This window comes from Hirschia litorea (assembly GCF_042665075.1).
Taxonomy (GTDB): Bacteria; Pseudomonadota; Alphaproteobacteria; order Caulobacterales; family Hyphomonadaceae; genus Hirschia; species Hirschia litorea.
On record NZ_JBHTBR010000005.1, the window covers coordinates 44,010 to 66,786 of the forward strand.

23 protein-coding genes are annotated in these 22,777 nt (G+C 47.1%); 13 read left to right on the forward strand and 10 right to left on the reverse strand.

The window, feature by feature from the left end; all coding sequences use genetic code 11:
• Window positions 1-6 precede the first annotated feature (6 nt).
• Together purQ and ACFQS8_RS08925 are read left to right on the forward strand one after the other, a co-directional pair.
• On the forward strand, window positions 7-687 hold the full coding sequence (gene purQ / locus ACFQS8_RS08920; protein WP_382166974.1) for a phosphoribosylformylglycinamidine synthase subunit PurQ: 681 nt from the start codon (window positions 7-9) through the stop codon (window positions 685-687).
• Window positions 688-734: 47 nt separating this feature from the next.
• Window positions 735-1,343: a hypothetical protein gene (locus ACFQS8_RS08925; RefSeq protein ID WP_382166975.1), complete on the forward strand. Its 609-nt coding sequence runs from the start codon at window positions 735-737 to the stop codon at window positions 1,341-1,343.
• 16 nt (window positions 1,344-1,359) lie between these two features.
• On the opposite strand, the gene ACFQS8_RS08930 is transcribed toward ACFQS8_RS08925, so the two are convergent.
• Window positions 1,360-1,749 carry a BRCT domain-containing protein gene (locus ACFQS8_RS08930; RefSeq protein ID WP_382166976.1) on the reverse strand — a complete coding sequence of 130 codons (390 nt, stop codon included), beginning with the start codon at window positions 1,747-1,749 and terminating at the stop codon, window positions 1,360-1,362.
• A 219-nt stretch (window positions 1,750-1,968) separates the two neighbouring features.
• On the opposite strand from ACFQS8_RS08930, the gene purL reads away from it, so the two are divergent.
• Window positions 1,969-4,179, forward strand: a complete 2,211-nt coding sequence (gene purL / locus ACFQS8_RS08935) for a phosphoribosylformylglycinamidine synthase subunit PurL (RefSeq protein ID WP_382168582.1) — start codon at window positions 1,969-1,971, stop codon at window positions 4,177-4,179.
• 84 nt (window positions 4,180-4,263) lie between these two features.
• On the opposite strand, the gene ACFQS8_RS08940 is transcribed toward purL, so the two are convergent.
• Entirely contained in the window at window positions 4,264-4,779 is a 516-nt protein-coding gene (locus tag ACFQS8_RS08940; RefSeq protein WP_382166977.1) for a DUF1993 domain-containing protein, read from the reverse strand.
• Window positions 4,780-5,105: 326 nt separating this feature from the next.
• On the opposite strand from ACFQS8_RS08940, the gene ACFQS8_RS08945 reads away from it, so the two are divergent.
• Window positions 5,106-6,962 (forward strand): M2 family metallopeptidase, encoded by a 1,857-nt coding sequence (locus ACFQS8_RS08945; RefSeq protein WP_382166978.1) that lies wholly within the window; start codon window positions 5,106-5,108, stop codon window positions 6,960-6,962.
• A gap of 54 nt (window positions 6,963-7,016) precedes the next feature.
• Here the strand turns inward: ACFQS8_RS08945 and bla are convergent, their stop codons facing one another.
• A complete protein-coding gene (gene bla / locus ACFQS8_RS08950; protein ID WP_382166979.1) occupies window positions 7,017-7,934 on the reverse strand; it encodes a class A beta-lactamase in 918 nt (305 codons plus the stop codon).
• Window positions 7,935-8,132: 198 nt separating this feature from the next.
• On the opposite strand from bla, the gene ACFQS8_RS08955 reads away from it, so the two are divergent.
• From ACFQS8_RS08955 to ACFQS8_RS08980, 6 genes are all read left to right on the forward strand, one after another.
• The gene (locus tag ACFQS8_RS08955) at window positions 8,133-8,375 is read left to right on the forward strand and encodes a BolA/IbaG family iron-sulfur metabolism protein (protein WP_382166980.1); all 243 of its coding nucleotides are present in this window, start codon (window positions 8,133-8,135) and stop codon (window positions 8,373-8,375) included.
• Between the two features lie 38 nt (window positions 8,376-8,413).
• On the forward strand, window positions 8,414-9,292 hold the full coding sequence (locus ACFQS8_RS08960) for an aldo/keto reductase (protein WP_382166981.1): 879 nt from the start codon (window positions 8,414-8,416) through the stop codon (window positions 9,290-9,292).
• Between the two features lie 60 nt (window positions 9,293-9,352).
• Window positions 9,353-9,685, forward strand: a complete 333-nt coding sequence (grxD, locus tag ACFQS8_RS08965; protein WP_382166982.1) for a Grx4 family monothiol glutaredoxin — start codon at window positions 9,353-9,355, stop codon at window positions 9,683-9,685.
• A 264-nt stretch (window positions 9,686-9,949) separates the two neighbouring features.
• The gene (locus tag ACFQS8_RS08970; protein WP_382166983.1) at window positions 9,950-10,312 is read left to right on the forward strand and encodes a hypothetical protein; all 363 of its coding nucleotides are present in this window, start codon (window positions 9,950-9,952) and stop codon (window positions 10,310-10,312) included.
• Between the two features lie 282 nt (window positions 10,313-10,594).
• On the forward strand, window positions 10,595-11,941 hold the full coding sequence (gene rimO, locus ACFQS8_RS08975) for a 30S ribosomal protein S12 methylthiotransferase RimO (RefSeq protein WP_382166984.1): 1,347 nt from the start codon (window positions 10,595-10,597) through the stop codon (window positions 11,939-11,941).
• A gap of 364 nt (window positions 11,942-12,305) precedes the next feature.
• Window positions 12,306-14,666: a DUF4332 domain-containing protein gene (locus ACFQS8_RS08980; protein WP_382166985.1), complete on the forward strand. Its 2,361-nt coding sequence runs from the start codon at window positions 12,306-12,308 to the stop codon at window positions 14,664-14,666.
• Window positions 14,667-14,730: 64 nt separating this feature from the next.
• Here ACFQS8_RS08980 and ACFQS8_RS08985 read toward each other — a convergent pair whose 3' ends face one another.
• The 3 genes from ACFQS8_RS08985 to rpsD all read right to left on the reverse strand — a co-directional run bounded on the left by ACFQS8_RS08985 (window position 14,731) and on the right by rpsD (window position 16,753).
• On the reverse strand, window positions 14,731-15,093 hold the full coding sequence (locus ACFQS8_RS08985) for a hypothetical protein (RefSeq protein WP_382166986.1): 363 nt from the start codon (window positions 15,091-15,093) through the stop codon (window positions 14,731-14,733).
• 76 nt (window positions 15,094-15,169) lie between these two features.
• Window positions 15,170-16,000 carry a PPK2 family polyphosphate kinase gene (locus tag ACFQS8_RS08990; protein WP_382166987.1) on the reverse strand — a complete coding sequence of 277 codons (831 nt, stop codon included), beginning with the start codon at window positions 15,998-16,000 and terminating at the stop codon, window positions 15,170-15,172.
• 135 nt (window positions 16,001-16,135) lie between these two features.
• Complete coding sequence (gene rpsD / locus ACFQS8_RS08995; RefSeq protein ID WP_382166988.1) at window positions 16,136-16,753, reverse strand: 30S ribosomal protein S4; 618 nt, start codon at window positions 16,751-16,753, stop codon at window positions 16,136-16,138.
• A 265-nt stretch (window positions 16,754-17,018) separates the two neighbouring features.
• Between rpsD and ACFQS8_RS09000 the strand changes: the two genes are divergently transcribed.
• Window positions 17,019-17,711 carry a hypothetical protein gene (locus ACFQS8_RS09000; protein ID WP_382166989.1) on the forward strand — a complete coding sequence of 231 codons (693 nt, stop codon included), beginning with the start codon at window positions 17,019-17,021 and terminating at the stop codon, window positions 17,709-17,711.
• A 62-nt stretch (window positions 17,712-17,773) separates the two neighbouring features.
• Here ACFQS8_RS09000 and ACFQS8_RS09005 read toward each other — a convergent pair whose 3' ends face one another.
• Window positions 17,774-18,532 (reverse strand): glutathione S-transferase family protein, encoded by a 759-nt coding sequence (locus ACFQS8_RS09005; protein WP_382166990.1) that lies wholly within the window; start codon window positions 18,530-18,532, stop codon window positions 17,774-17,776.
• A gap of 67 nt (window positions 18,533-18,599) precedes the next feature.
• Here ACFQS8_RS09005 and ACFQS8_RS09010 point away from each other — a divergent pair, with 67 nt between their 5' ends.
• Window positions 18,600-19,364 carry a helix-turn-helix transcriptional regulator gene (locus ACFQS8_RS09010; protein WP_382166991.1) on the forward strand — a complete coding sequence of 255 codons (765 nt, stop codon included), beginning with the start codon at window positions 18,600-18,602 and terminating at the stop codon, window positions 19,362-19,364.
• On the opposite strand, the gene ACFQS8_RS09015 is transcribed toward ACFQS8_RS09010, so the two are convergent.
• Complete coding sequence (locus ACFQS8_RS09015) at window positions 19,312-20,718, reverse strand: L-serine ammonia-lyase (RefSeq protein ID WP_382166992.1); 1,407 nt, start codon at window positions 20,716-20,718, stop codon at window positions 19,312-19,314. The genes ACFQS8_RS09010 and ACFQS8_RS09015 overlap by 53 nt on opposite strands.
• A gap of 104 nt (window positions 20,719-20,822) precedes the next feature.
• Here ACFQS8_RS09015 and ACFQS8_RS09020 point away from each other — a divergent pair, with 104 nt between their 5' ends.
• Entirely contained in the window at window positions 20,823-21,278 is a 456-nt protein-coding gene (locus ACFQS8_RS09020) for a methyltransferase family protein (protein WP_382166994.1), read from the forward strand.
• Here ACFQS8_RS09020 and ACFQS8_RS09025 read toward each other — a convergent pair.
• On the reverse strand, window positions 21,275-22,033 hold the full coding sequence (locus ACFQS8_RS09025; RefSeq protein ID WP_382166995.1) for an RNA methyltransferase: 759 nt from the start codon (window positions 22,031-22,033) through the stop codon (window positions 21,275-21,277). The genes ACFQS8_RS09020 and ACFQS8_RS09025 overlap by 4 nt on opposite strands.
• Window positions 22,034-22,116: 83 nt before the next feature.
• The gene (locus ACFQS8_RS09030) at window positions 22,117-22,740 is read right to left on the reverse strand and encodes a class I SAM-dependent methyltransferase (protein WP_382166996.1); all 624 of its coding nucleotides are present in this window, start codon (window positions 22,738-22,740) and stop codon (window positions 22,117-22,119) included.
• Window positions 22,741-22,777: the final 37 nt, after the last annotated feature.

Sequence of the window (22,777 nt, forward strand, 5' to 3'; positions counted from 1 at the left end):
TTGAAAATGAAAACTGCCGTTATTGTATTCCCCGGATCAAACTGCGACCGCGATGCGCAAACGGCACTTCACCGTGCAACAGGCAAAGAACCATCAATGGTATGGCACAAGGATGCCAGCATCCCTGAAGGCACAGACCTCGTAATGGTCCCAGGCGGTTTTTCCTATGGGGACCACTTGCGCTGTGGAGCCATTGCAGGAAACTCACCCGTCATTGAGGCTCTAAAAAAACACGCAGATCGCGGCGGCTATATCCTCGGTGTCTGTAACGGCTTTCAAATTTTAACAGAAACCGGTCTTCTTCCTGGTGCCTTAATGCGCAATGCATCTTTGCACTTTGTTTGCCGCCAGCAGCGCTTAATCGTAGAAAACGCAAATACTGATTTCACACGTCTTTACCGCTCTCAGGATGAAATCATGGTGCCAATTGCTCACCATGATGGAAATTACTTCGCTGACGAAAAAACGCTCGATATATTAGAAGGCAATGGCCGTATTCCGTTCAAATATGCAGCCGGTGAAAATCCAAACGGTTCTGCACGTGATATTGCAGGTATAACGTCTAAAAATGGCCGCGTACTTGGTATGATGCCTCACCCAGAGCGTGCGATTGGTGGCCATGAAGGCGGCACAGATGGTGCGATTATGTTTGACAGTCTTGTTCAATCCCTGAGCGTCTCTGCCTAAGCAAAGCCCTGTTAAAGCGTACATTCAAACACTTAGAGGATTCATAAATGACTGCCTTACAAGAGCTTTTATCGATTTCTACCCCCCCTCTAGGTCCTAAAACACATGCTGACAGCATAAAAGATGACGATCTAAAGAGCTTGTTGGCGACCCATAATGGCTTCTTCTCTCTTGAAAACGCTCTTTGGGTTTTCTCTGATGAAAGCCTTGTAAATATACCGGGACACAACCACCCAGAGATCCAAAATTGGTCACGCAAATACCCTAAAACGGGTGGTGTCAGTCATGCTTTTGCAGTGGATGCTATCGGTTATCCCTTCTTCACATCCAACCAAGGCATTTTGCGAATGGATTTGGAAACCGGGAAATTTGTCCGAGTTGCAATGGATCTTGAAGGCTGGGCTGCACGCATTCTAAAAGAATATTCACGCCTCACAGCATGGCGTCTTTGTCATGACTGGCAAGATGTACACGGCCCTTTACCAGATGGTCACCGCCTTTTTCCTAAAATGCCATTTGTGGGCGGAGGTGAAGAAACAGTCGAGAATATGGCCGCTGCCCCCCTCGTAGAATTAATTAGCTTCTACCAAGAATTAGCACAGCAAATTCGCGATATGCCTGAAGGCGGCGAAATCGAAATTCGCATGGTCGATTAAACCATTCCAAGAATTTCTAATATCGTTTCGGGAATACGCCTGTTTTATACAGCGTCTTAAATTCTGATTCTGTCAGCAATTCTGCTCCAAATTTTTCAGCCGTCATCATTTTCGATGGCGGTGCAGATGGACCGCAGACAAGAAAATCCAACCTCTTGGTGACATTCCCAACCACGTCAAATCCCGCAGCATAGGCTTCATCCCCATATTGCTCATTTACTTCGGGACTAAAGCCCACAACGCACATTAACAGCTTGCGTTGCTCTGGGTCCGTCGTTTGAAATTGAAAATCACGCGCCTTACGAATCGCCATCCATGCCTCAGCTTCATCCAGCATTTCAATTTCTGAATTCGGCATATCAGTTTTCAAACTCAAGATATGAAACGGGTCTGGCGTATAAGTCATGTAATCTCCAAATGGGTTTAGAGGCAGGCTTAGTTCATAAGCGCTATTGTGTCTTATAAAAACGCAGCTTAAACCGCAAATTATACGATTTTGTTTTTGTGCTCTATCGCGGCCAGCTGTGGCTAGCGCATTGAGCAAGTTAATGCTAAGTGGCGCATCATGAAAAATACCTCACAAAACCTCCCCGCCCGCGACCTTCAGGTTAAAATTCTTGATGCCATGCTCGCTGTTCAAAATGAACAAGACGCAGCAGAGCGCGGTGTCAACGCTGAAGAATATAAAGTGCTGCTTGATCGCCTCGGTCGCGCACCCAACCGCGTTGAGCTTGGCGTGATCGGTGAAATGTGGTCCGAACACTGTTCCTACAAATCTTCACGCATGCATTTGGCAAAATTCCCAACCAAAGGTGCTCGCGTTATTCAAGGCCCCGGCGAGAATGCAGGTGTTGTAGATATTGATGATGGTCAGGCATGTATCTTCAAGATGGAAAGCCACAACCACCCTTCATTCATTGAGCCATATCAAGGCGCTGCCACAGGTGTTGGCGGTATTTTGCGTGATGTGTTCACAATGGGTGCCCGCCCAGTGGCGCTCGTCAACGCATTGCGTTTTGGTGAAACAAGCCACCCCAAAACACGCGGACTCGTCTCTGGTGTTGTTGCTGGTATCGGCGGCTATGGAAACTGTGTCGGTGTACCAACTGTTGCTGGTGAGACCCAATTTCATAAAGGCTATAACGGCAATATCCTCGTCAATGCGATGGCTGTTGGTTTGGCTGACCAAGACAAAATCTTCTACGCCAAAGGCGCGGTCCCAGGTCGCTCCGTTATGTATGTGGGTGCGAAAACGGGCCGTGACGGTATTGGTGGTGCGTCCATGTCATCTGCTGAATTTGCAGAAGGTGATGAAGAAAAACGCCCAACAGTTCAAGTTGGAGCCCCTTTCACTGAAAAGCTATTGATCGAAGCTTGTCTTGAATTGATGGCAACAGACGCAATCGAATCTATTCAAGATATGGGCGCAGCCGGCCTAACTTCTTCTGCCGTTGAAATCGCAGACAAAGGCGGCATCGGTATCGAGATGGACCTTGATGCCGTACCTCAGCGTGAATACGGAATGACCGCATTTGAAATCATGCTGTCTGAATCCCAAGAGCGCATGTTGATGATCCTTAAACCGGGTCGTGAAGATGTAGCTAAAGCGATTTTCGACAAATGGGACCTTGATGCAGAAGTCATCGGCGTCACAACCGATACAAAACGCTTCGTCCTCAAGCAATTTGGAGAAGTTGTCTGTGACATCCCCGTGCCACCACTGGCCGAAGATGCTCCAAAATATGACCTCCCATGGAACGCTCCATCTGCTGCGCCAGACGTGCCACGTAGCGAAATCCCAACACCGACAGATTTCGCCGCCACACTCAAAACCATGCTTTCCTTGCCAAACATGGCCTCTAAGCGCTGGATTTGGGAGCAATATGACCGTCACGTTATGGGCGACACACTCGACAGCTCACAATCGGGTGGAGACGCAGCCCTCGTGCGCGTACATGGCACATCAAAAGCGCTTGCCATCTGTTCAGACTGTAACCCACAATATGTAGCAGCTGATCCATTTGAAGGCGGCAAACAAGCCGTCGCTGAAGCTTACCGCAACCTTTCCTCGGTTGGGGCTGAGCCAATCGCCATCACAAACAACCTCAACTTCGGAAGCCCAAACAAGCCTGATACAATGGGCTATATCGTTAAGGCGATCGAAGGCATGGCAGAAGCGTGTAAAGAGCTTGATTTCCCCGTTGTTTCTGGAAACGTATCGCTCAACAACCAAACAGACGGCGTCGCCATTCCACCGACACCCGTGTGTGGCGGGATCGGCCTTGTTAAAGATATCGAGTACACCACAACAGCCTCATCCGCTCGCCTTGGCGATGTGTTGATGCTTGTGGGTGATATCGGAACCCACCTAAATGCGAGCTTATACTTACGCGAAGTCGTTGGCCGCGAAGAAGGCCCACCGCCCCCCGTAGACCTTGCCACAGAAAAACGTCGCGGTGAGTTTGTGCGTTCGCTTATTAAAGGTAAGCTTGTCACTGCATGTCACGATGTATCCGATGGTGGCCTTGCATGTGCAGCCGCTGAAATGGGTATCGGCTCAGGTGTAGGTGTTGCCCTCAATAATGCAATGCTAGACGATGATGCAGACCTCCTCGCACACTATTTTGGCGAAGACCAAGGCCGCTATTTGCTCGCAATTTCACCGGGCAATGTCTCAGATGTCATGACGCAAGCGCTTGATGCAAACATTCCTCTAATTCCAATTGGACAATTTGCAGGTGAAAGCATCCAGCTTGGCGATCAATCCATCACGCTGGCTGATTTGCGAGCAGCTTATGAAGGCTGGATGCCAGAATACATGGCCAGCGTGAATTAATCGCTTCACTCAAAAAGCACACATAAATAAGCCCCGAAACAGTCAGTGTTTCGGGGCTTATTGTTTTCTAATCCATATTCCGACTTATGCCTGCGGCGGCATTAAATAATCACGCTTACCAAGAGGCACACCTTGGCTTCTTAGCAAAGCGTAAGCTGTCGTCGCGTGAAAGTTCAAATTCGTCACCACAAATGACAAAGTATATTCTGCTCCTGTCATGGGCATTGTTTTGTCTTTACCCGCTGGAATGTCCAACACGGTATCCGCATTGGCATTAATTGCATCATCTGGCGTTTCCATGATGTGAGCAATCGCTTTGTCACAACGCTCAATCAATTGCGCAAAACTTGTTTCAACATCAGGTAGGTTGGGCATATCACGACCTGATAGACGCGATGCGCCACGCGCAGACATATCTGTCGCAATTTGAACCTGACGCACCATAGGAAACATATCTGGAGCCAGACGCGCATTTAAGAAAACGCTATCTTCCACACCAATCGCTTCTGCATGTGCCTGTGCTTTTGCAAGAACGCCTTTCAGCGCGCCCAATGTCTGCCCCGTTGTGGTTTTCAATACCTGAGAAATAGTCAAGCTCATCTGTGTCTCCCTCGCCTGTTTGTCCTCAATGTGCAATAGCGCACAGGATAAACTTCATTTTCTATAGTTACTAAGCTGCAGCCGGATTTCAAGAGGCACCACAGATTTAAACTTAACTATTTTATTTTATCGCCAAGCCTCATCACCACACAAAATTTCGTCGCACTCCCTACCCCATTTCGGTCAACTTTCAACATAGATGAACCAAATGAATGCATACAAAAATCAATTTGATAGATTTAAATTCAACCTATTGACCCCGTTCGGCTGACGGTCTCTCTTAACACTATAAATCACCTGTTAATGGTTTGATCGGGGAAACTCCTATGAAAAAAATTCTACTCGGAAGCGCCGCTCTTCTGGTTGCTGCTTGTGCTTCAACACAAGCGCCGTGGCATAAAACTGAAGCTGTTGCAGAAGCAGCTCCTAGCAAAGTTGAGGCGAAAAAAGCACCCACAGTCGCCGACGCGCAAGCTTTCATTGAAAGCGCAGAAGCTGAACTTGCTGAAATGGGTGAGTACGCCGCCCGTGTTTACTGGCTTCAAGCGACAAACATCAATTTTGATTCAAACTGGCTTGTCTCTAAAGTTGGCGCAAAAACAACTGAAGCAGCTGTACGCCTTGCAAATGGCACGAAGCAATTTGAAGGCATGGATCTTCCAGCCGATCTTGCACGTAAAATGGCAATCTTGAAGGCAGGCATCACAATTCCAGCCCCTTCAACTGAAGGCGCTGCTGATGAATTAGCAACGCTCACAACACGCCTCGACAGCACATATTCAACAGGCACATTTGAATACAAAGGCGAGAAGCTGAACCTTACGCAGCTTTCCAACATTATTGCTGAAAGCCGCGACCCAGAAGAACTTGCAACAGTTTGGACTGGCTGGCGTGAAATTTCTAAGCCAATGAAAGACGACTATGCCCGCATGGTAGAAATCGCCAATGAAGGTGCGCGTGAGCTTGGCTTTAAAGACACGGCCGACATGTGGCTTGCAAACTATGACATGCCATCAGCGGATATGGAAAAAGAGGTTGAGCGTCTTTGGACCCAAGTTGAACCACTTTATGACCAATTGCATTGTAAAGTTCGCGCTGATCTAAACGAAAAATACGGTGACGATGTTCAATCCGAAGATGGTTTCATCCGTGCAGACCTTCTTGGAAACATGTGGGCGCAGCAATGGTCAAACATTTATGATGTCGTTGGCCCTCAAGCGTCTGGACCATCTTACGATGTGACAACCAAGCTAGAAGAGAAAGGCTACACACCGCTCAAAATGGTTGAAGTTGCTGAAGACTTCTTCACATCCATGGGCCTAGACCCACTACCAGAAACATTCTGGGAACGCTCGCAAATCACCCGTCCACGTGATCGTGAAGTCGTGTGTCATGCGTCAGCTTGGGATTTGGATAGCAAAGATGATATCCGTATCAAAATGTGTACACAGGTGAATTCAGAAGACTTCCAAACTGTTCACCACGAACTAGGTCACAACTATTATCAACGTGCCTATAAAAACCAAGACTATCTCCACCAAAACGGTGCACACGATGGATTCCACGAAGCCATTGGTGACTTCTTGGCGCTATCAATCACGCCTTCCTACCTCAAAGATATTGGCCTGATTGAAGAGTCTGAAATTCCTGATGCATCCGCCGACACTGGTTTGCTGATGAACCAGGCGCTAGATAAAATCGCCTTCTTGCCATTTGGTTTGATGGTCGACAAATGGCGTTGGCAGGTATTCCGTGGTGAAACAACACCAGAAGAATACAATGATGCATGGGTAAAACTGCGCCAAGAATACCAAGGCATCACGCCGCCAACAGATCGCCCAATGGATGCGTTTGACCCGGGTTCAAAATACCACATTCCGGGTAACACACCTTATCTGCGTTATTTCCTATCTTTCGTAATGCAGTTCCAATTCCACAAAGCTGCTTGTGAGATGTCAGGATGGGAAGGACCGCTTCACCGTTGTTCAATCTATAACAACAAAGAAGTTGGTACCAAATTTAATGCAATGATGGAGATGGGTGCATCCAAACCTTGGCCGGATGCGCTTGAAGCCTTCACTGGTACTCGCGAAATGGATGGTTCTGCCATCATCGAATATTTCGATCCATTGATGACTTACCTTAAAGAAGAAAACGAAGGTCGCTCTTGCGGCTGGAAGTAAACTAAATTGATGCTATGCGGCGCAATCCTGTGCCGCATAGCATTTTTAAAACCTCTAAATAAGCGCCCCACATACATCTTCTGCAATTGCAGCATGAATGCTATTTGCCGCCGAATCTGTTGGGTTGGGCACATTTGTAAAGCTCACAACAATAATCGGCCCTTGCGCCAAACCTTCCGGTGCCACTGCAAACCCCACATCATTATTTGCACGGTTAGAACTGGTTCCGGTTTTATCACCCGCAAGCCAGCCCGCAGGAAATCCAGCGCGCAAACGATCCAATCCCGTATTTGCCAAAATCATCCAGCCATGCAGCGTTTTGCGTGATCCATCTTTTAATACATCGCCAAACAAACAGGCTTGCATAAGCCCAAGCATAGCCAATGGCGTTGTAGTATCACGCGGATCATTTGGTGCATTTTCATTAAGCGCGGGCTCCAACCGATCCAAACGCGTTACCTCATCGCCAAGTTCACGCACCATCGCTGTAAAACCTTCCGGCCCGCCAAGCGATGCAATCAGTAAATTCGCAGCGGTGTTATCACTTGTGCGAATGGTCGCCGAACACAATTGAGAAATCGTCATCCCCGCCCCATCCGCGTGCGGCGCTGTTTCCGGCGAGTGATACACCAAGTCCTCTTTTGCATATTGGATATAACGATCAAGGTCTTCATCGCCTTGATCAACTTTACGCAAGATTAGCGCACCCAATAACCACTTAAATGTTGAACACATTGCAAAGCGCTGATCGCCCCGATGAGACAAAACCTCACCTGTCGCCATGTTGATCGCCGCCACACCTATCTCACCCTGCGACCTCAGCTCAAGCGCATCAAAATCTATTGGGGTGCGCACCGATACCTCAGCTATGTCAGACGGCTGGCTACACCCTAGCAGAACGGTAGCAGCAGCCCCAAAACCCACAAAATGTCGCCGCGAAAACGTTGGGTGCGTATCTCGTTTCTGGCTCATTTCAGTCCCTCTCAAAATAAACAACCTATATTTAGTCAGCATTTATCCTGCGAATACAGCCCGAATATGGCGCAATACGCCTCCCTTCGCCACACACAGCTAGAATATGCAGATGCTTCAACACTCTAGCCTTGTAAACACATGCAGCAATGCTCTAATGAGAATAGGAAACCGGAATAAATTTCAGGGATAATGCAAATGGCTATGGCACATGATGAACTGCTCGGATATCTACGCGAAGGTTTTCCCGACGCGGAGATTATTCTCACAGACCTTGCAGGTGATAATAATCACTGGCAAGCGGAAATCGTATCAGAGCAATTCATAGGCAAAACCCGCGTTGCCCAACACCAACTTGTTTATGCTGCCCTCAAAGGCACAATGGATGGTGCAGATGGTCAGCTCCACGCACTTGCCCTAAAAACACGCGCACCTAAGTAACACATCAGACCAATTGCGCTTTAAGATCAGGGTCATACGTGTCCATACCTTCACACCATAACGCCCGTAATCTCCACCTACCAATGCAAGCATTGGGCGCTACTGGTACAGTCTTACCCATTTTGGGATATGGTGTTTCAGGATCACTTGCAACGCCTTTAATTGGCGAAGCACACGCCAATCACCTCATCAAACACGCCCGCGAATTGGGGGTGAGTGTATTCGACACCGCCCCATTCTATGGAAATGGATTGGCAGAAAAACGCCTCGGGATCGGCCTTAAACATAGTGATGCCGACCACCATTTTCCGCGCCCTTTCATCATCACAAAAGGCGGCACCCATCGTGTCGGCCGCAAAATGTGGAAAGACTTTTCCTTAGAAGGTCTAAGCCACCAACTCAAAGCGAGCCGCGAGCGCCTTCCCCATATAGATGCCTTCTTTCTGCATGGTCCATCTAATGAAGACCTTACGCCCCAGCTTTTCAAAAACTTAGAACAGCTAAAATCCGACGGATGGTTTCAATTCATTGGCATTGCTGGACGCGGCCCTGAGCTTAACACTGCCATTGCATCCGGCGTGTTCGATCTTCTCATGGCCCCAATTCACAAAAACCTGCCCGCACAAGACCTAGACCGCATTGAAAAAGCACGTACCCAAAACCTTGGCGTTATAGCAATCGAAGCTTTAGCCCCTGCTGCACGCGGTATACGCCTCTCGCTTGCTCCGGCGGATCTTTGGTATAGCGCTCGCGCTATTGCCCACCGCAAAGCATTCTTGAAAAAGCAATACAGCGCGGATGATTGCTTAAAATGGGTGTGCCGCTCCGGTTTAGCTGATATTATCCTATCAACAACAACTCGCATTGATCATTTGAGGTCAAATGCTGCATCTTGCACCCCTACGCTTGAAATTTGACCAAGATCAACTTAGCTCTCCAATAACAACACTTACATTCACACTGAGGACATGAAACCCATGACAGCTCAAGAAAAAATCCAGACCGCCGTCAACTCCAATGACGTCATGCTTTTCATGAAGGGTACTCCTGTATTCCCCCAATGTGGTTTCTCTTCCACAGTTTCCCAAATCCTGAACTATCTAGGAGTAGAATACGGCTCCATGAACGTGCTTGAGGACCAAGAAGTTCGTCAAGGCATTAAGGACTTCTCAAACTGGCCAACAATTCCTCAACTTTATGTCAAAGGCGAATTTGTCGGCGGATGCGACATCGTAAAAGACATGTTTGAGCAAGGTGAACTTCGCGAATACTTAGAAGAAAAAGGCATTGAATTGACTTCTGAGGCATAAGGCACGCCACAATTGGCTAAACCTTAACAGATAAACGGAGCAACCTTCTACTTCAGGTCGCTCCGTTTTTCTTTGATATACTGTTTTCCTACAATAATTCAAAAATTCATCGCATTTCTTTACCTAAATTAACTGTATTTACTTCAAAAACGAACCTACTTACTTTAATTCGTGAATAGATGATTACCTTTTGTTAGGGCTAAGAGGTTAATCTCTCGCCTATTCGCAAAGCTCGAAAATAGACTTAGGATCGTGAGAGAAACTATGGGTATCTGGAATCTGCTAAAACTAGGTTCAAAGAAACCACCAGAGCCTATTGAAGAGGCTCCACCCGAGCCAGAAGAGCATCGCGTAACGGACCGCGAATCTACATATCGTGACTCTCGTATCTTTTATCATGCTGGAGACAGTGACCCCTGCATCATCAATGATGTAAGTGCCACTGGCATACGCGTATCGTGCCAACGTGCTCGCTCATTCCCTGAACAAGTTCGCATTATGTGGGGCGGCGAAAAGCGTCTTTGCAATGTTGTTTGGGTTGACGGAATTGTTGCTGGATTGGAATTTGTCCAACGCAGGCCCGCAGATGATATCCCCCAAGAAGAGCTTGAAGACGCTCAAATGTAATCTTGAACACGCGAATAAGCCACGACATCTCACCAATCAGATACCCTAAAGCCACGAGAACTGCATAATTTGCGGTGTTTCTCGCAAATTCCATATTTATTCGCTTTCCCATTTTTCAAATAAACGTTAGCACTCCCCCAAACCTAGCTTTTGCTGTATTGATCAGCACACATTGAGAAATGTGTTCTACTGCGTTGTGAGATGTGCAGCCTAGTCAGGCTCCGCTTCACACCTTATGTACACCCTCTCTATACCCCTATCTCGCTCTACAAGGACGACACAATGAACACCGATCAAGCACCTATACGTGGCGTTGCCCCGAAAATCGGGATTGTCTCGCTCGGGTGCCCCAAAGCCCTTGTGGATTCTGAGCGCATCATCACCCGTTTACGTGCCGAAGGCTATCAGATCTCACCTGACTATCAGGGGGCAGACCTTGTCCTCGTCAACACATGTGGTTTCCTCGATTCCGCACGAGACGAAAGTCTTGAAGCTATTGGCGAAGCGCTGAACGAGAATGGACGCGTCATCGTCACTGGCTGCTTAGGTGCAGAACCAGAAGTCATCGAAGCAATGTATTCCAATGTCCTTGCCGTCACAGGCCCAGCTCAATATGAGCAAGTGATGGACGCTGTGCACACACATTGCCCACAGCCACATAATTCCTTTCAAAGCCTCGTGCCTGAAAGCGGTATCCGTTTAACTCCGCGCCACTATGCGTATTTGAAAATTTCAGAAGGCTGCTCAAACCGCTGTACCTTCTGCATCATTCCAGCCCTTCGCGGAGATTTAGCCTCACGCCCTATCGACCATGTGTTGCGTGAAGCTGAACAATTGAAAAAAGCCGGCGTAAATGAGCTATTGGTGATCTCTCAAGATACATCCGCTTACGGCATGGATATCAAATATGAAAAACGCACTTGGAAAGAAAAAGAATATGATTCTCGTTTCCAAGATTTGTGTGAAGGCTTAGGCGAAATGGATATGTGGACACGTCTCCACTATGTCTACCCATACCCACACGTGGATAAAGTTATTCCTTTGATGGCTGAAGGTAAAATCCTTCCCTATATTGATATCCCCTTCCAGCACGCTTCTCCCAATGTGTTGCGCAATATGAAACGCCCAGCCAAGCAAGACAAAGTGCTAGAGCGCATTAAGCAATGGCGCCGCGATGTGCCTGACATTGCTGTGCGGTCCACATTCATTGTCGGCTTCCCCGGTGAAACAGAAGATGATTTCCAGCAATTGATGGATTTCATGCAAGAAGCTCGCATCGACCGCGCAGGTTGTTTCAAATACGAAGATGTAAAAGGTGCTGTTTCACACGACCTTCCAGACCACGTTCCCGAAGAAGTGAAAGAAGAACGCTGGCACCGCTTCATGCAATTACAGCAAGAAATCTCGCACGAACGTTCAGAAGCCCAAATTGGACGCACGCTAGATGTGATTGTGGATGATTCAAATGGGCAAGAAGGAATTGGTCGTACCAAAGCTGATGCACCTGAAATTGATGGTATTGTCCACCTAGAAAACTACCCGAACCTAAAAGTAGGTGAGATTGTAAAAGCTGAAATCACTGATGCGGACTTTTATGACCTTTGGGCCAAACCACCAGAAAAACACTAAGGCTTCACGCCTGTTAAATCTAAAAAAATCCGCTCATTCATTTGAGCGGATTTTTTAACACATGTGTATGGTGCCAAATGGCATGACCACGCATGCAAGCAATTGCAATCATTGAAATATTAATACTCTCATAGCGTATTCACTGAAATAAATTCAACGCATTTACGCCCATTCTCGCACTTTGCATACGATCTTTCAGCTAAGAGTTGTAACTTTTCTCATGGCAAAAATTAACCCTCAGTAACGAAAATTAACACCTCTATTTACGCTCTAGTAACCATATCGCAGCCAAAATGGTTAATTAGAATAGCTAAATTTATCACAATTTCGTGCTTGATTTACCCATTTAGTCAGGGAAGCAAATATGACCTCTCTTTTATTCCGCGTCATTAGTGCTCATCGTTGTCGCTCGACTCACCATCACATAGCGATCAGCGCGCTTACCCTATTAAAAGGCGAGAATGCCCAAGAATGGCATGATCATTTACTTGTCATGCATGATGACCTGCTCAAAGGTGCTAAAGCACCTGATGCAGAGTTTAAAGATTTCAAAAACCACGTTCTTCACATCTCCGAAGGTGAATGGGGTGGCGCACGCGATGCAGCGCTAGAATGGTATGCGAAATCCGTTATGGCATTAAAGGCAAAAAAATGGTCTGACGCCGCTTACGCGCTTGGCGTTATGAGCCATTATTACGCTGATCCCATTCAACCCTTCCATACTGGTCAAACCGAAGAAGAAGGCGCAATTCACCGCGCTGTTGAATGGTCTATTGCAAAATCACGCGATGAAATTTTGCGCCGCATTGAAGCTAAGGGCTACCCCACTGTTCCAACTGGTGAAGGCGCAGGCTTCGTCTCTGACATGGTGCGCGCAGGTGCAGAGAAATCTCACCCACATTATCAAACTTTTCTAGACCACTATAATATAGATGCCGGTGCGAAAGTACCTGAAGAAGGTCTCGACGATACGCTTCTTGATGTCATAGCTGATCTTGTTGCCTATGCCACATCTGGCCTTGCCGCTATTTATACGCGCGCATTTGAAGAAGCAGGCGTTGTGCCACCCAAATCTAGCCTCACTCTACATGGTTTCCTTTCCACATTGGACATCCCAATACGCTGGATCACCAGCAAGCTAGAGGATGCAAGTGATCGCCGCATCGTGTCTGCCATGTATAAAGAGCTGACCACCACGGGTAAGGTGATCAAAAAATTACCTGATGATGACAAGCAAATTCGCAAATTGCACGCACAGCAAGTTTTGCGCATACCGCTCAAAGAGCTCGATGCGCAACGCATGCGTAAAATCGGAGAGAAACATGTTGCTCGCACAGGCTCCTCTCCTGCACCTATGGCGCAAGCAGTTAGCGCGCGTCCTCAAGAGCGGCAGCAAGTAGCAAACAGCCCAACTCCAGCTCAACAACAGCCACCACGCACGCAAGCACCAGCACCTGCGCAGCCGGCGAACACGCCTCAAGCAGAAGCACCCAACGTGGACGTAGCTGCCATTGCAGAGCTCGCCCAAACACCACCACCTATTGCTGCGAAAGTTGACAAAAAAGCTGCACGTGAAGCTGCAAAACAAGCAAAAGCCGCAGAAAAACAACGCATTGCTCAAGAAAAGGCTGATGCTGCAGCACGTGCAAAAGCTGAAAAAGAAGCTGCTGCCCAAGCCAAGTTAGAAGCCGCAGCCCAAGCCAAAGCCAATAAGGAAGCCGAAGCGCGCGCGAAGGCCGAAGCTGAAGAAAAAGCACGTCTAGAAGCCATTGAATTAAAAGAAAAAACTGACCGTGAAGCTCAAGCCGCAAAAGCCGAAAAGCTAAAAGCTGCTGAAGAAGCCAAAGCTGCAAAACTTGCAGAACAAGCTGAAAAGCAGAATGAAAAGAAACGCTTACGCGCTCAAAATAATGATGCTGAATCCGCCGAAGCTGCTGCACTTTTAGAAGCTGCGCACAACACGGCAAATCAAAGAGAAGCTGAACAAAAACAAGCCTCTACACAAGCAGGGAAAACTTCTGAGCCTGCAAAAGCGACGCAATCTGAGAAACCAAAATTCAGAGTAAAAGCAGCGAGTAACGCGCCCGCCCCCGCTAAAGAGGAAACCGCAAAATCCTTTGACGCGCTTGAGGCACTCCGCCAATCTTGGGCCGAAGAAGAAGAAACAGACACATCCAACTCAGAAACTGTCTACACAGCTAACGACTATGAAGACCTTGAGGATAAGTCTGCTTCAAGCGTTGAAATTACTGATAATAATGACAGTGACGATGAGGACGATGCGCCAAGAAACGGCTCTCGTCGCGAGCCGCTTACCAATGAATCCCCCATTGTAGATGCACCTTCCATCGGGAAGAAAACAGCTGCGCGTATGAAAAATGTGGGCATTCACACAGTTGGAGACTTTATCACAGCCAAAGCCAAAGAGCTTTCTGCTAAATTGGGCGGCGGGTATATGAGCCCTACTGCGCTGATAGATTGGCAAGATCAAGCCCTTCTCATGATAGACATGCCAAGTCTACGCGTACACGATGCGCAAATTCTTGTGGGTGCGGGTATTCGCTGCGTTGAGGATCTTGCTGAAAGTAGTTCAAGAGACCTATTCCAATCAGCAACGTCATTCCTCAAAACAAAAGATGGCGCGCGTATCGCCCAAAATTCTGGACCACTTGATCATGAAGAAGTGTATGATTGGATAGAAGAAGCACAAGCTGCTTTTGCATAGAGGCAGACATTCAAAGCAGCTTGTAAAGTTAGGGTCATTCCGTACAAATATCTAAATCTATTAGCTATTTTCGTACTTGATTTCTAATCTCCACACTTGCTCCCGTAGGAATGCCAAGCTCTTGAAAACTATAAGTTAAAGTTTCGCCCTCTGGCCTTAGCGCCTTGCAGTGATCATCACGAATGCGCTCAAATTCCACTTCAAAATGATCACGCCCATCACGCTCAACATCTGCATCAATAAATGACTTATCGGTGCAGCCATTTGAAGAAACAGTTACGTGAATTTCGTCATTGGCAATGACTGCTCCCTGCACTGAAGCAGCATCATAAAAACCATAATCACCATGCCCATTAGCCTGCACATTAATGCAACCTGTCGCCAATACCGCTACCGGTAAAATAGCCGCGAATTTTAGAATGCTCATACTCACACCTTATTGAAAAACGATAACTACAAATATCGTTTTTCAATAAATACGTCAAGCCCTAATCCAAACCCGCTTAACCGATATCAAACTGCTCCGGACGGTAGCCAGGATCTGGAATTTTAGGGTCCATTTTTTCTAAAGCACCGCGCACTAAGCGCGCAGCAGTCGCTTTGCGGCGGGCGCGGCTATCACTCGGTACGATATACCAAGGCGCATATTCTGTAGAGCACCGCTCCACCGCCAATTGATAGGCATCTTGATAATCATCCCACAATTTGCGGTCTTCCAAATCACCCGGATTAAATTTCCATCGTTTTTCAGGAACTTCCAGACGCTCAAGCAAACGTTCACCCTGCGTTTCTCGTGATATATGCAGCATGAGCTTGATAATTGTGACACCGTTTTGAGTCAGATGCTTTTCAAAATTATTGATTTGCTCATAGCGCTCTTCAATTTGATCCTTAGGTGCCAGATTACGCACACGTCCAACTAAAACATCCTCATAGTGCGAACGATTAAAGACGGTAATCTCACCTTTGCGCGGCATATCGCGATGAATGCGCCAAAGGTAATCACGATCCAGCTCATTTGCGGACGGCTTCCCAAAAGCGTGCACACGCATACCCAATGGAGATGTCTGAGAAAACACAGCTTTTGTCGTGCCGTCTTTTCCAGACGTATCTATACCCTGAAACACAACGAGTAAGCTTTGAGACTTCTCAGCATAAAGGCGCTCCTGCAATTCATCTATTGCCAGCGCATCCTCTTTTAGCGAACGCTTGGCCTCAGCTTTATCTGCAAAAAAAACCTTCCCGTGTGTTGGATATTCTTTCAGATCAATCTTTGAACCCGGCTTTGCCAGCGTTGCATCTTGAATCTCTTCAATACTCGGTCGGTTAAACATTATTTCCCCATAAATTTCGATACAGATTGAGCACGTCTAGGCCCTTAACAACAAAACCCCCGCAGATGATCCACGGGGGTTTTATCAAAACATATATAAATCAATCTGACCAACACATTAGTCAGACTAAATTTATTAAGATGAGTAGTACTCAACAACCAAGTTTGGCTCCATACGACAAGCGTATGGTACGTCTGCAAGAGCTGGCAAGCGAATGTATGTCGCTGTCATAGCTTTAGGCTCAACGTCGATGTAGTCAGGAATATCACGCTCAGCAGAACCAAGAGCTTCAAGAACAAGCGCCATAGAACGGGACTTTTCTTTAATCTGAACAACATCACCTGGACGCAAACGCATAGAAGGCACGTTTGCTTTTTTGCCGTTTACAGTCACGTGACCGTGGTTCACGAACTGACGTGCAGCAAAGATAGTTGGTACGAATTTCGCGCGGTAAACAAGAGCATCCAAACGGGACTCAAGTAGACCAATCAAGTTCTCAGCAGCGTTACCTTTACGGCGAGCAGCTTCATCGTATGTACGACGGAACTGTTTCTCAGTGATATCACCGTAGTGGCCTTTAAGCTTCTGTTTAGCCATCAAGTGCACACCAAAGTCAGATAGCTTGCTACGACGAGCGGCACCGTGCTGACCTGGACGTGATTGACGTTTGTTGATTGGGGATTTAGCGCGACCCCATACGTTTTCGCCTACGCGGCGATCGAGTTTGTACTTCGCTGAATGGCGACGTGACATAGTATACCTCAATTTAGACGTGAGCCGGCAGACTTCCTCATGAAGCCCGCGATTACAACGGCGGCGACACATCACCCGTAATACCTCACAAAAGTGAGAAGCGCGGTATAAACAAGCAATAGTCGCCAATGTCAAGCAAAACGGACCAATTTGCCCTCAAACTCATCCCCAATTCGCCTCAGTTCTGACTTTAACATGTAGCATTCTGTGTTACCTAAGAAAACAAAAGCTTATTAGAGTACAAATCTTCGCATTGAGGTCAGTTATGAAATCTCCACATTTCCCTATTCTTCGCACCAGCTTAATGATTGCGACAATGCTAACGATACCTGCCTTCTCAGCATTCGCAGAAGACTCAAAAGCCAATCCGCAAACCTGTGAAACTTCCCTCGAAGAAGGCTCATTTCAAGCAAACATTAGCATTGGTGAATACTATCCCGGCAGTGAACTGCATCGCCAAACGGTGACGATTACCGCAACCCCTGCAGAAGTGCTCAATGATCCTCCATCGATTAAAACACCGCTAAAGAAATACATCGCCACCCTCTCAATGACTTCAAAATCCAGTCTCAAGAATAAGCAATTGCTGAAAAAAGGTGAGTATGAGAAATTAGGCTTCAGCCTCACCCTACCTCTATTGGGCAATAAAATGTGGTATCACAATACCTGTTTAGCTGAGACGCCTAATTATGTTTTGCTCGACAATGTAAAAATAGATGGTGACTACGCAAACACATGCGACCTCACCCTCCATGACGCGCATCGCAAAGTGCTAAATAAAGAAGATTACCTAGACTATTCATTCTCTGGTCATGAACATTGGGAACCCTTCAAGCTCCGAATTAATCTCGCTAAATTACGTGCTTTCTCTGACTTGGTTGATAAGAAAAGCACACAGCAAATTGCTGATTTTGCCGCCGGAAAATGTAGCCTCAAACCCTTTGCGGCTAGCAGCTGATAACTTCGTGGAGGTGAGGCGCACCCAGCCCTCACCACCACAAATATCTTTTCAAAATCGGTTTATTCGGCAGCCCATTTATTCGTATTGAAACAGCACTGACCTACGCGTTTTTCATATGCGATTAGATTATCATATCCCAAGATTACATCGCGCATGGGCGAGACAAAAATATCGCTCATACAGCTATGCACAAAGCTATATGTGGTCGCATCAACCGCCGTCAGTCTATCCCCAAACATATATTCTTTATCGTCCAAAAAATCAGACAAAGCGCGCACAGCATTCTCAAATAAAATTACGCGATCACTTTCAGGAAATCGAGATAAGCCCTGCATATCCACCCGCATCGCCAATTTGCCCAGCACATCTTCTATAATCGGTGCCCGCATTCCCTCAGGAATATCAGCAAAAAAGATTGCGGGACCACGCTCGAAATTCTCGTCTTTTAACCAGCGCTCATGCAGCAGCATCAATCCCATTTCACTCTCAACCATACGCTCTAGTGCCCATGCTGTAGCACGTTCAGCTTTGCTCAGCCCTTCATCCAAATCTTTGCCAAGTTTGTTTTCAAAATAGCGCCGAATGAAAGCGGAATCCGCAACAATCTTTCCATCCACTTTGACATAAGGGGCCTTTTGATAAGGTGCCTCCTCTAAATCTGCTATATGCGTGGTATACGCCACCCCTAGCATATCTAATTGCATCATAGATTTCATCACATAGGGGCTAGGCGAATGACACCCAAAAGCCGGTCCCCATCCAAACAACTGCACCATCATTATTCTCCCAACATATTCAAATGTTTTACCCAACGTCATTGAAGTGACCAGAAAAACATAGCAATGTGCAAAAAAATGTCAGCAGCCTGTCATCAGAGTATTTATTATGCGCCGTACCGAACGCCTCTTTCAAATTATTCAAATACTCCGCCGCAACCGCCGCCCAGTTCGCGGAAAAGAGCTCGCTGAAGAACTCGGCACTTCTCTGCGCACAATCTATCGCGACATAGTCGAGCTACAAGCCCAACGCGTCCCCGTTGAGGGCGAAGCAGGTCTTGGATATGTGCTATCAGGTGATTACGATATGCCCCCGCTTATGCTGACAGCCGATGAGCTGGAAGCTGCGGTTTTAGGCGCACGCTGGGTGGCTATGCGCTCAGACCCTGATTTGAAACGCGGCGCAGAAGACCTGCTCGCCAAAATCGCGCTCGTCATGCCAGACCGTTTAAAATCCATCGTACATGAAAGCGGTGTTGCGCCAGTACAATTTTCCTTTGTGCGTGAAGATACCTGCGATGTGTCTATAATCCGGCGAGCTATCCGAGAGCAAAAGAAACTTGATCTTGTTTACACAAATGAAAAAGAGGAAACCGTCTCACGCGTAATTTGGCCCTTCCTCGTGGCCTATTCTGAAAGCGCTCGCTTCATATGCGCTTGGTGCGAAAAACGCGAAGACTTCCGCACCTTCCGCACAGATAGGGTCGATAAGCTAGCGATTATGGAAACCAAATTCACGCAACGCGTGCCTGTATTACGTAAACAGTGGAAAGAGTTACAAGAATTACGCCGCAAGGAATGCGTCGAAAACTATAAACCGCCTAACACTCCACAACATTCACGGGAACCGTCACAGCCAAGCCGCCCAAACTAGTCTCTTTATATTTTGAAGACATATCCAAGCCTGTTTGACGCATTGTCTCAATCACCTGATCCAGCGTCACTTTGGGCGCATCGACTGCCCGCAATGCCAAACGTGCAGCATTTGCAGCCTTCACGGCCCCCATTGCATTGCGTTCAATACAAGGTATTTGCACTAATCCGCCCACAGGGTCACACGTAAGTCCTAGATTATGCTCCATGCCGATCTCAGCTGCATCACTCACTTGTTGCGGTGTTGCCTCCCAGACCGCCGCCAAACCAGCAGCAGCCATAGAACACGCAACCCCCACCTCACCTTGACACCCCATTTCAGCACCAGAGATTGAGGCGCGCTGTTTATATAAAATGCCAATCGCAGCAGACGTCAGCAGGAATTTTCCAATACGTCCGGTAGAATAACAATCTGCCTCTTCCCAACCTTCTTCAGCACAATAATGTTTGATAACGGCGGGAATAATTCCCGCAGCTCCATTTGTCGGTGAGGTTACAACACGCCCGCCAGCCGCATTTTCTTCATTCACCGCCATGGCAAATACATTGAGCCAATCAAACAATAATTCTCGCTCATTCGAGCCAGGGTTTTCCTTCAATGTGCGATATAGCTTTGCAGCGCGACGCTGCACCTTTAATCCGCCCGGCAATACGCCTTGCTGGCTTATCCCGCGCTCAATACAGCCATCCATTGCTGCCCAGATTTCATACAGCTTTTTATCTGTTTCTTCTCTGCTGCGTTGTGCATCTTCATTGGCCAGTAAAACTTGTGCAATCGTCATATCGTTGGCTTGGCATTTCTCAACCAATTCAGCGCCCGAGTGGAAACTAAATTCTCCCGTCCCTGTACCCAAGATTAGATCATCTTTTGCAGGAGCATTTAACTGAGCCTCACTTGCGATAAATCCGCCCCCCACAGAATAGAAAGTGCGCACCAGCAGATAATCGCCTGTCGCATTCAAAATTGTCACCTTCATCCCATTAGGGTGCAACAAGGGTACGATATCCCCGCGCATGTCCACGTCACGCTTTGGTATAAACTTGATGCTCTTACCATTTGGCAGTGTCAGCCGATTGCTTACCTTCACATCTTGAAATGCTTTTTCTGCCCAATCAGGATCAACGCTATCAGGCTCAGCACCCATCAATCCTAAAATTGCCGCCTTGTCAGATCCGTGCCCTACCCCTGTCAGCGCCAAAGACCCCTGCAGCTCAATCACGCAACGCGAAACCTGATCCATCAAACCAAGTTCAGCAACTTCCTGCATGATCCGACTGGTGATCCGCATTGGTCCAACTGTATGTGAAGAAGAAGGTCCAATACCTATTTTAAAGATATCAAAAACGCTTAACATGCCTGCTCGTCCCGATTTTTTATATTTATTTCTTTTATGAGATTTTTATACTCCGAAACGCCATGATATACCAAATATAATTATAATTCCTGTGAGATTTTGATATGATGCTTCACATTATAAAGCTTCCGCCGCTGCATTTTATCATGTGCCTAGCAGGCATGTATCTGACAGGTAAGCACCTGCCAAGCAGAGCGATAACATCCCAAGACCTAAGCACCATCACATGGGTAGCACTCACCCTGATCGGCATATTCATAATGGGATTATCTGCTTATAAATTCCGTCAACACCGCACCAATATTGAAGCTTTTCGAGAGCCAAACAACCTAATTACAACGGGTATTTTCAGCCTCACGCGCAATCCTATTTATATAGGATTTCTAATCATACTGATCGGATCTGTTTTCTATATCAATCAATATAGTGGATTCGTATTTGTTGGCATTTTCTTTGTACTTGCAGATAGATGGTACATCCCCCACGAAGAGCGCGACGCGCATCGCATATTTGGAGACGCCTTCACAAGATACAAAGCCCGCGTACGCCGCTGGCTTTAATCCTCGCGCTGCACACGCGCCTTACCACGTCCCACCGCCAATGCCTTAATAGCACCACGAAATGTCTGCACTTCTTGGCGTGTCCATTGCGCTCTAATCAAAGCACTACGTATGTTTTGTGTCATCACAGGGCGCTTCTCTTCGGGAAAGAAAAATCCTGCACGATCAAGCTCTTCTTCAAAATGCTCAAACATACGCATTAATTCATCACGGCGTGCAACATCCCCCACACCCGCAAACTCTTCGGGTGTCACCGCATTATCTCTCGCCGCCCACGCATGTGCAAACACACCCACAGCCTGCGCCAAATTCAGCGACGAAAACGAGCGATCCACAGGGTAAGTTAAAATTGCGTCCGCCAACGTGACTTCTTCATTTAACAGACCCATTTTCTCTGCACCAAACATCACCCCAATGCCCACATTAGGCCGTGACACCAGCGCACCAATTCCTTGGTCCACATTAAAAACTGGCTTCTCCATTCCACGTGGACGCGCTGTTGTTGCCAACACATATGTTAGATCAGCTATACCCTCTTCCAGTGTATCATACACCCGCGCATACACGCCCCAATCGAACGCACCTGCACTCATCGTATCAGCTTTAGAGTTTGGCCAGCCATCACGCGGATTAATTATACGCAAATCCGTCAATCCGAAATTCGCCATCACCCGCGCCGCCGCGCCGATGTTTTCTCCCATTTGTGGAGAGACGAGAATAATCGCTGGTTCGGAAGTCGTTTGAATATGTGTCATACAAAAAGGGCAACCATTTTCATGCGGGTTTCGTCAAGTCTATTCTTGAATTCAAACGACTTTTTCATCTCTCAAAGGTCGGGCTATCCCTTCTTGGCCACGATATACAAGCTTGAAGATTTCTCCGGGTACGACCCTTTTTCAAGAATTTCAAAGCCTTCATCTCGCACCATTGCTTCCAAATCGGACTTTTTAAATGTGTCCACATAAGGGGCCTTACCCATCATTTTCATTACAGGCAGCACCATTTTGATAAATGGTCCCATCTCCCCCACACAAGGCGTTTTGCTAATCAACAAACCATCGGGTTTAAGCAACTGGCTTACGCGCTCCAGCGTCTTGGGCAGATTGTCTAATAAATGAAACAAATTATGCGCCATCACCACGTCAAATGACTCAGGCGCAAGACGTTCATCAAATACATCAGCTTGTAGAAAAGCTATATTTGTAACACCTTGATCTTTTGCTTTTCGCGCGCCAATTTCAATCATGCCGCCGGAGTAATCAGTAGCCGTAAAATGGCGCACACGGTTGGCCAACAAGAGCGCTGTCGACCCCGTTCCACACCCAATCTCCAATACCTGCTGTTGATCAGATAAATATGTTGCTGTCCGCGCCAGCGTCGCTTCATATCCGGCTAAATTATCAATTTTCTTTTTAGCATATTTGGGCGCAGCTTTATCCCAAAAAACATGTGGATTTTTCATGACAGCTATATAATTCCAATTATTGAGACTATTTCTT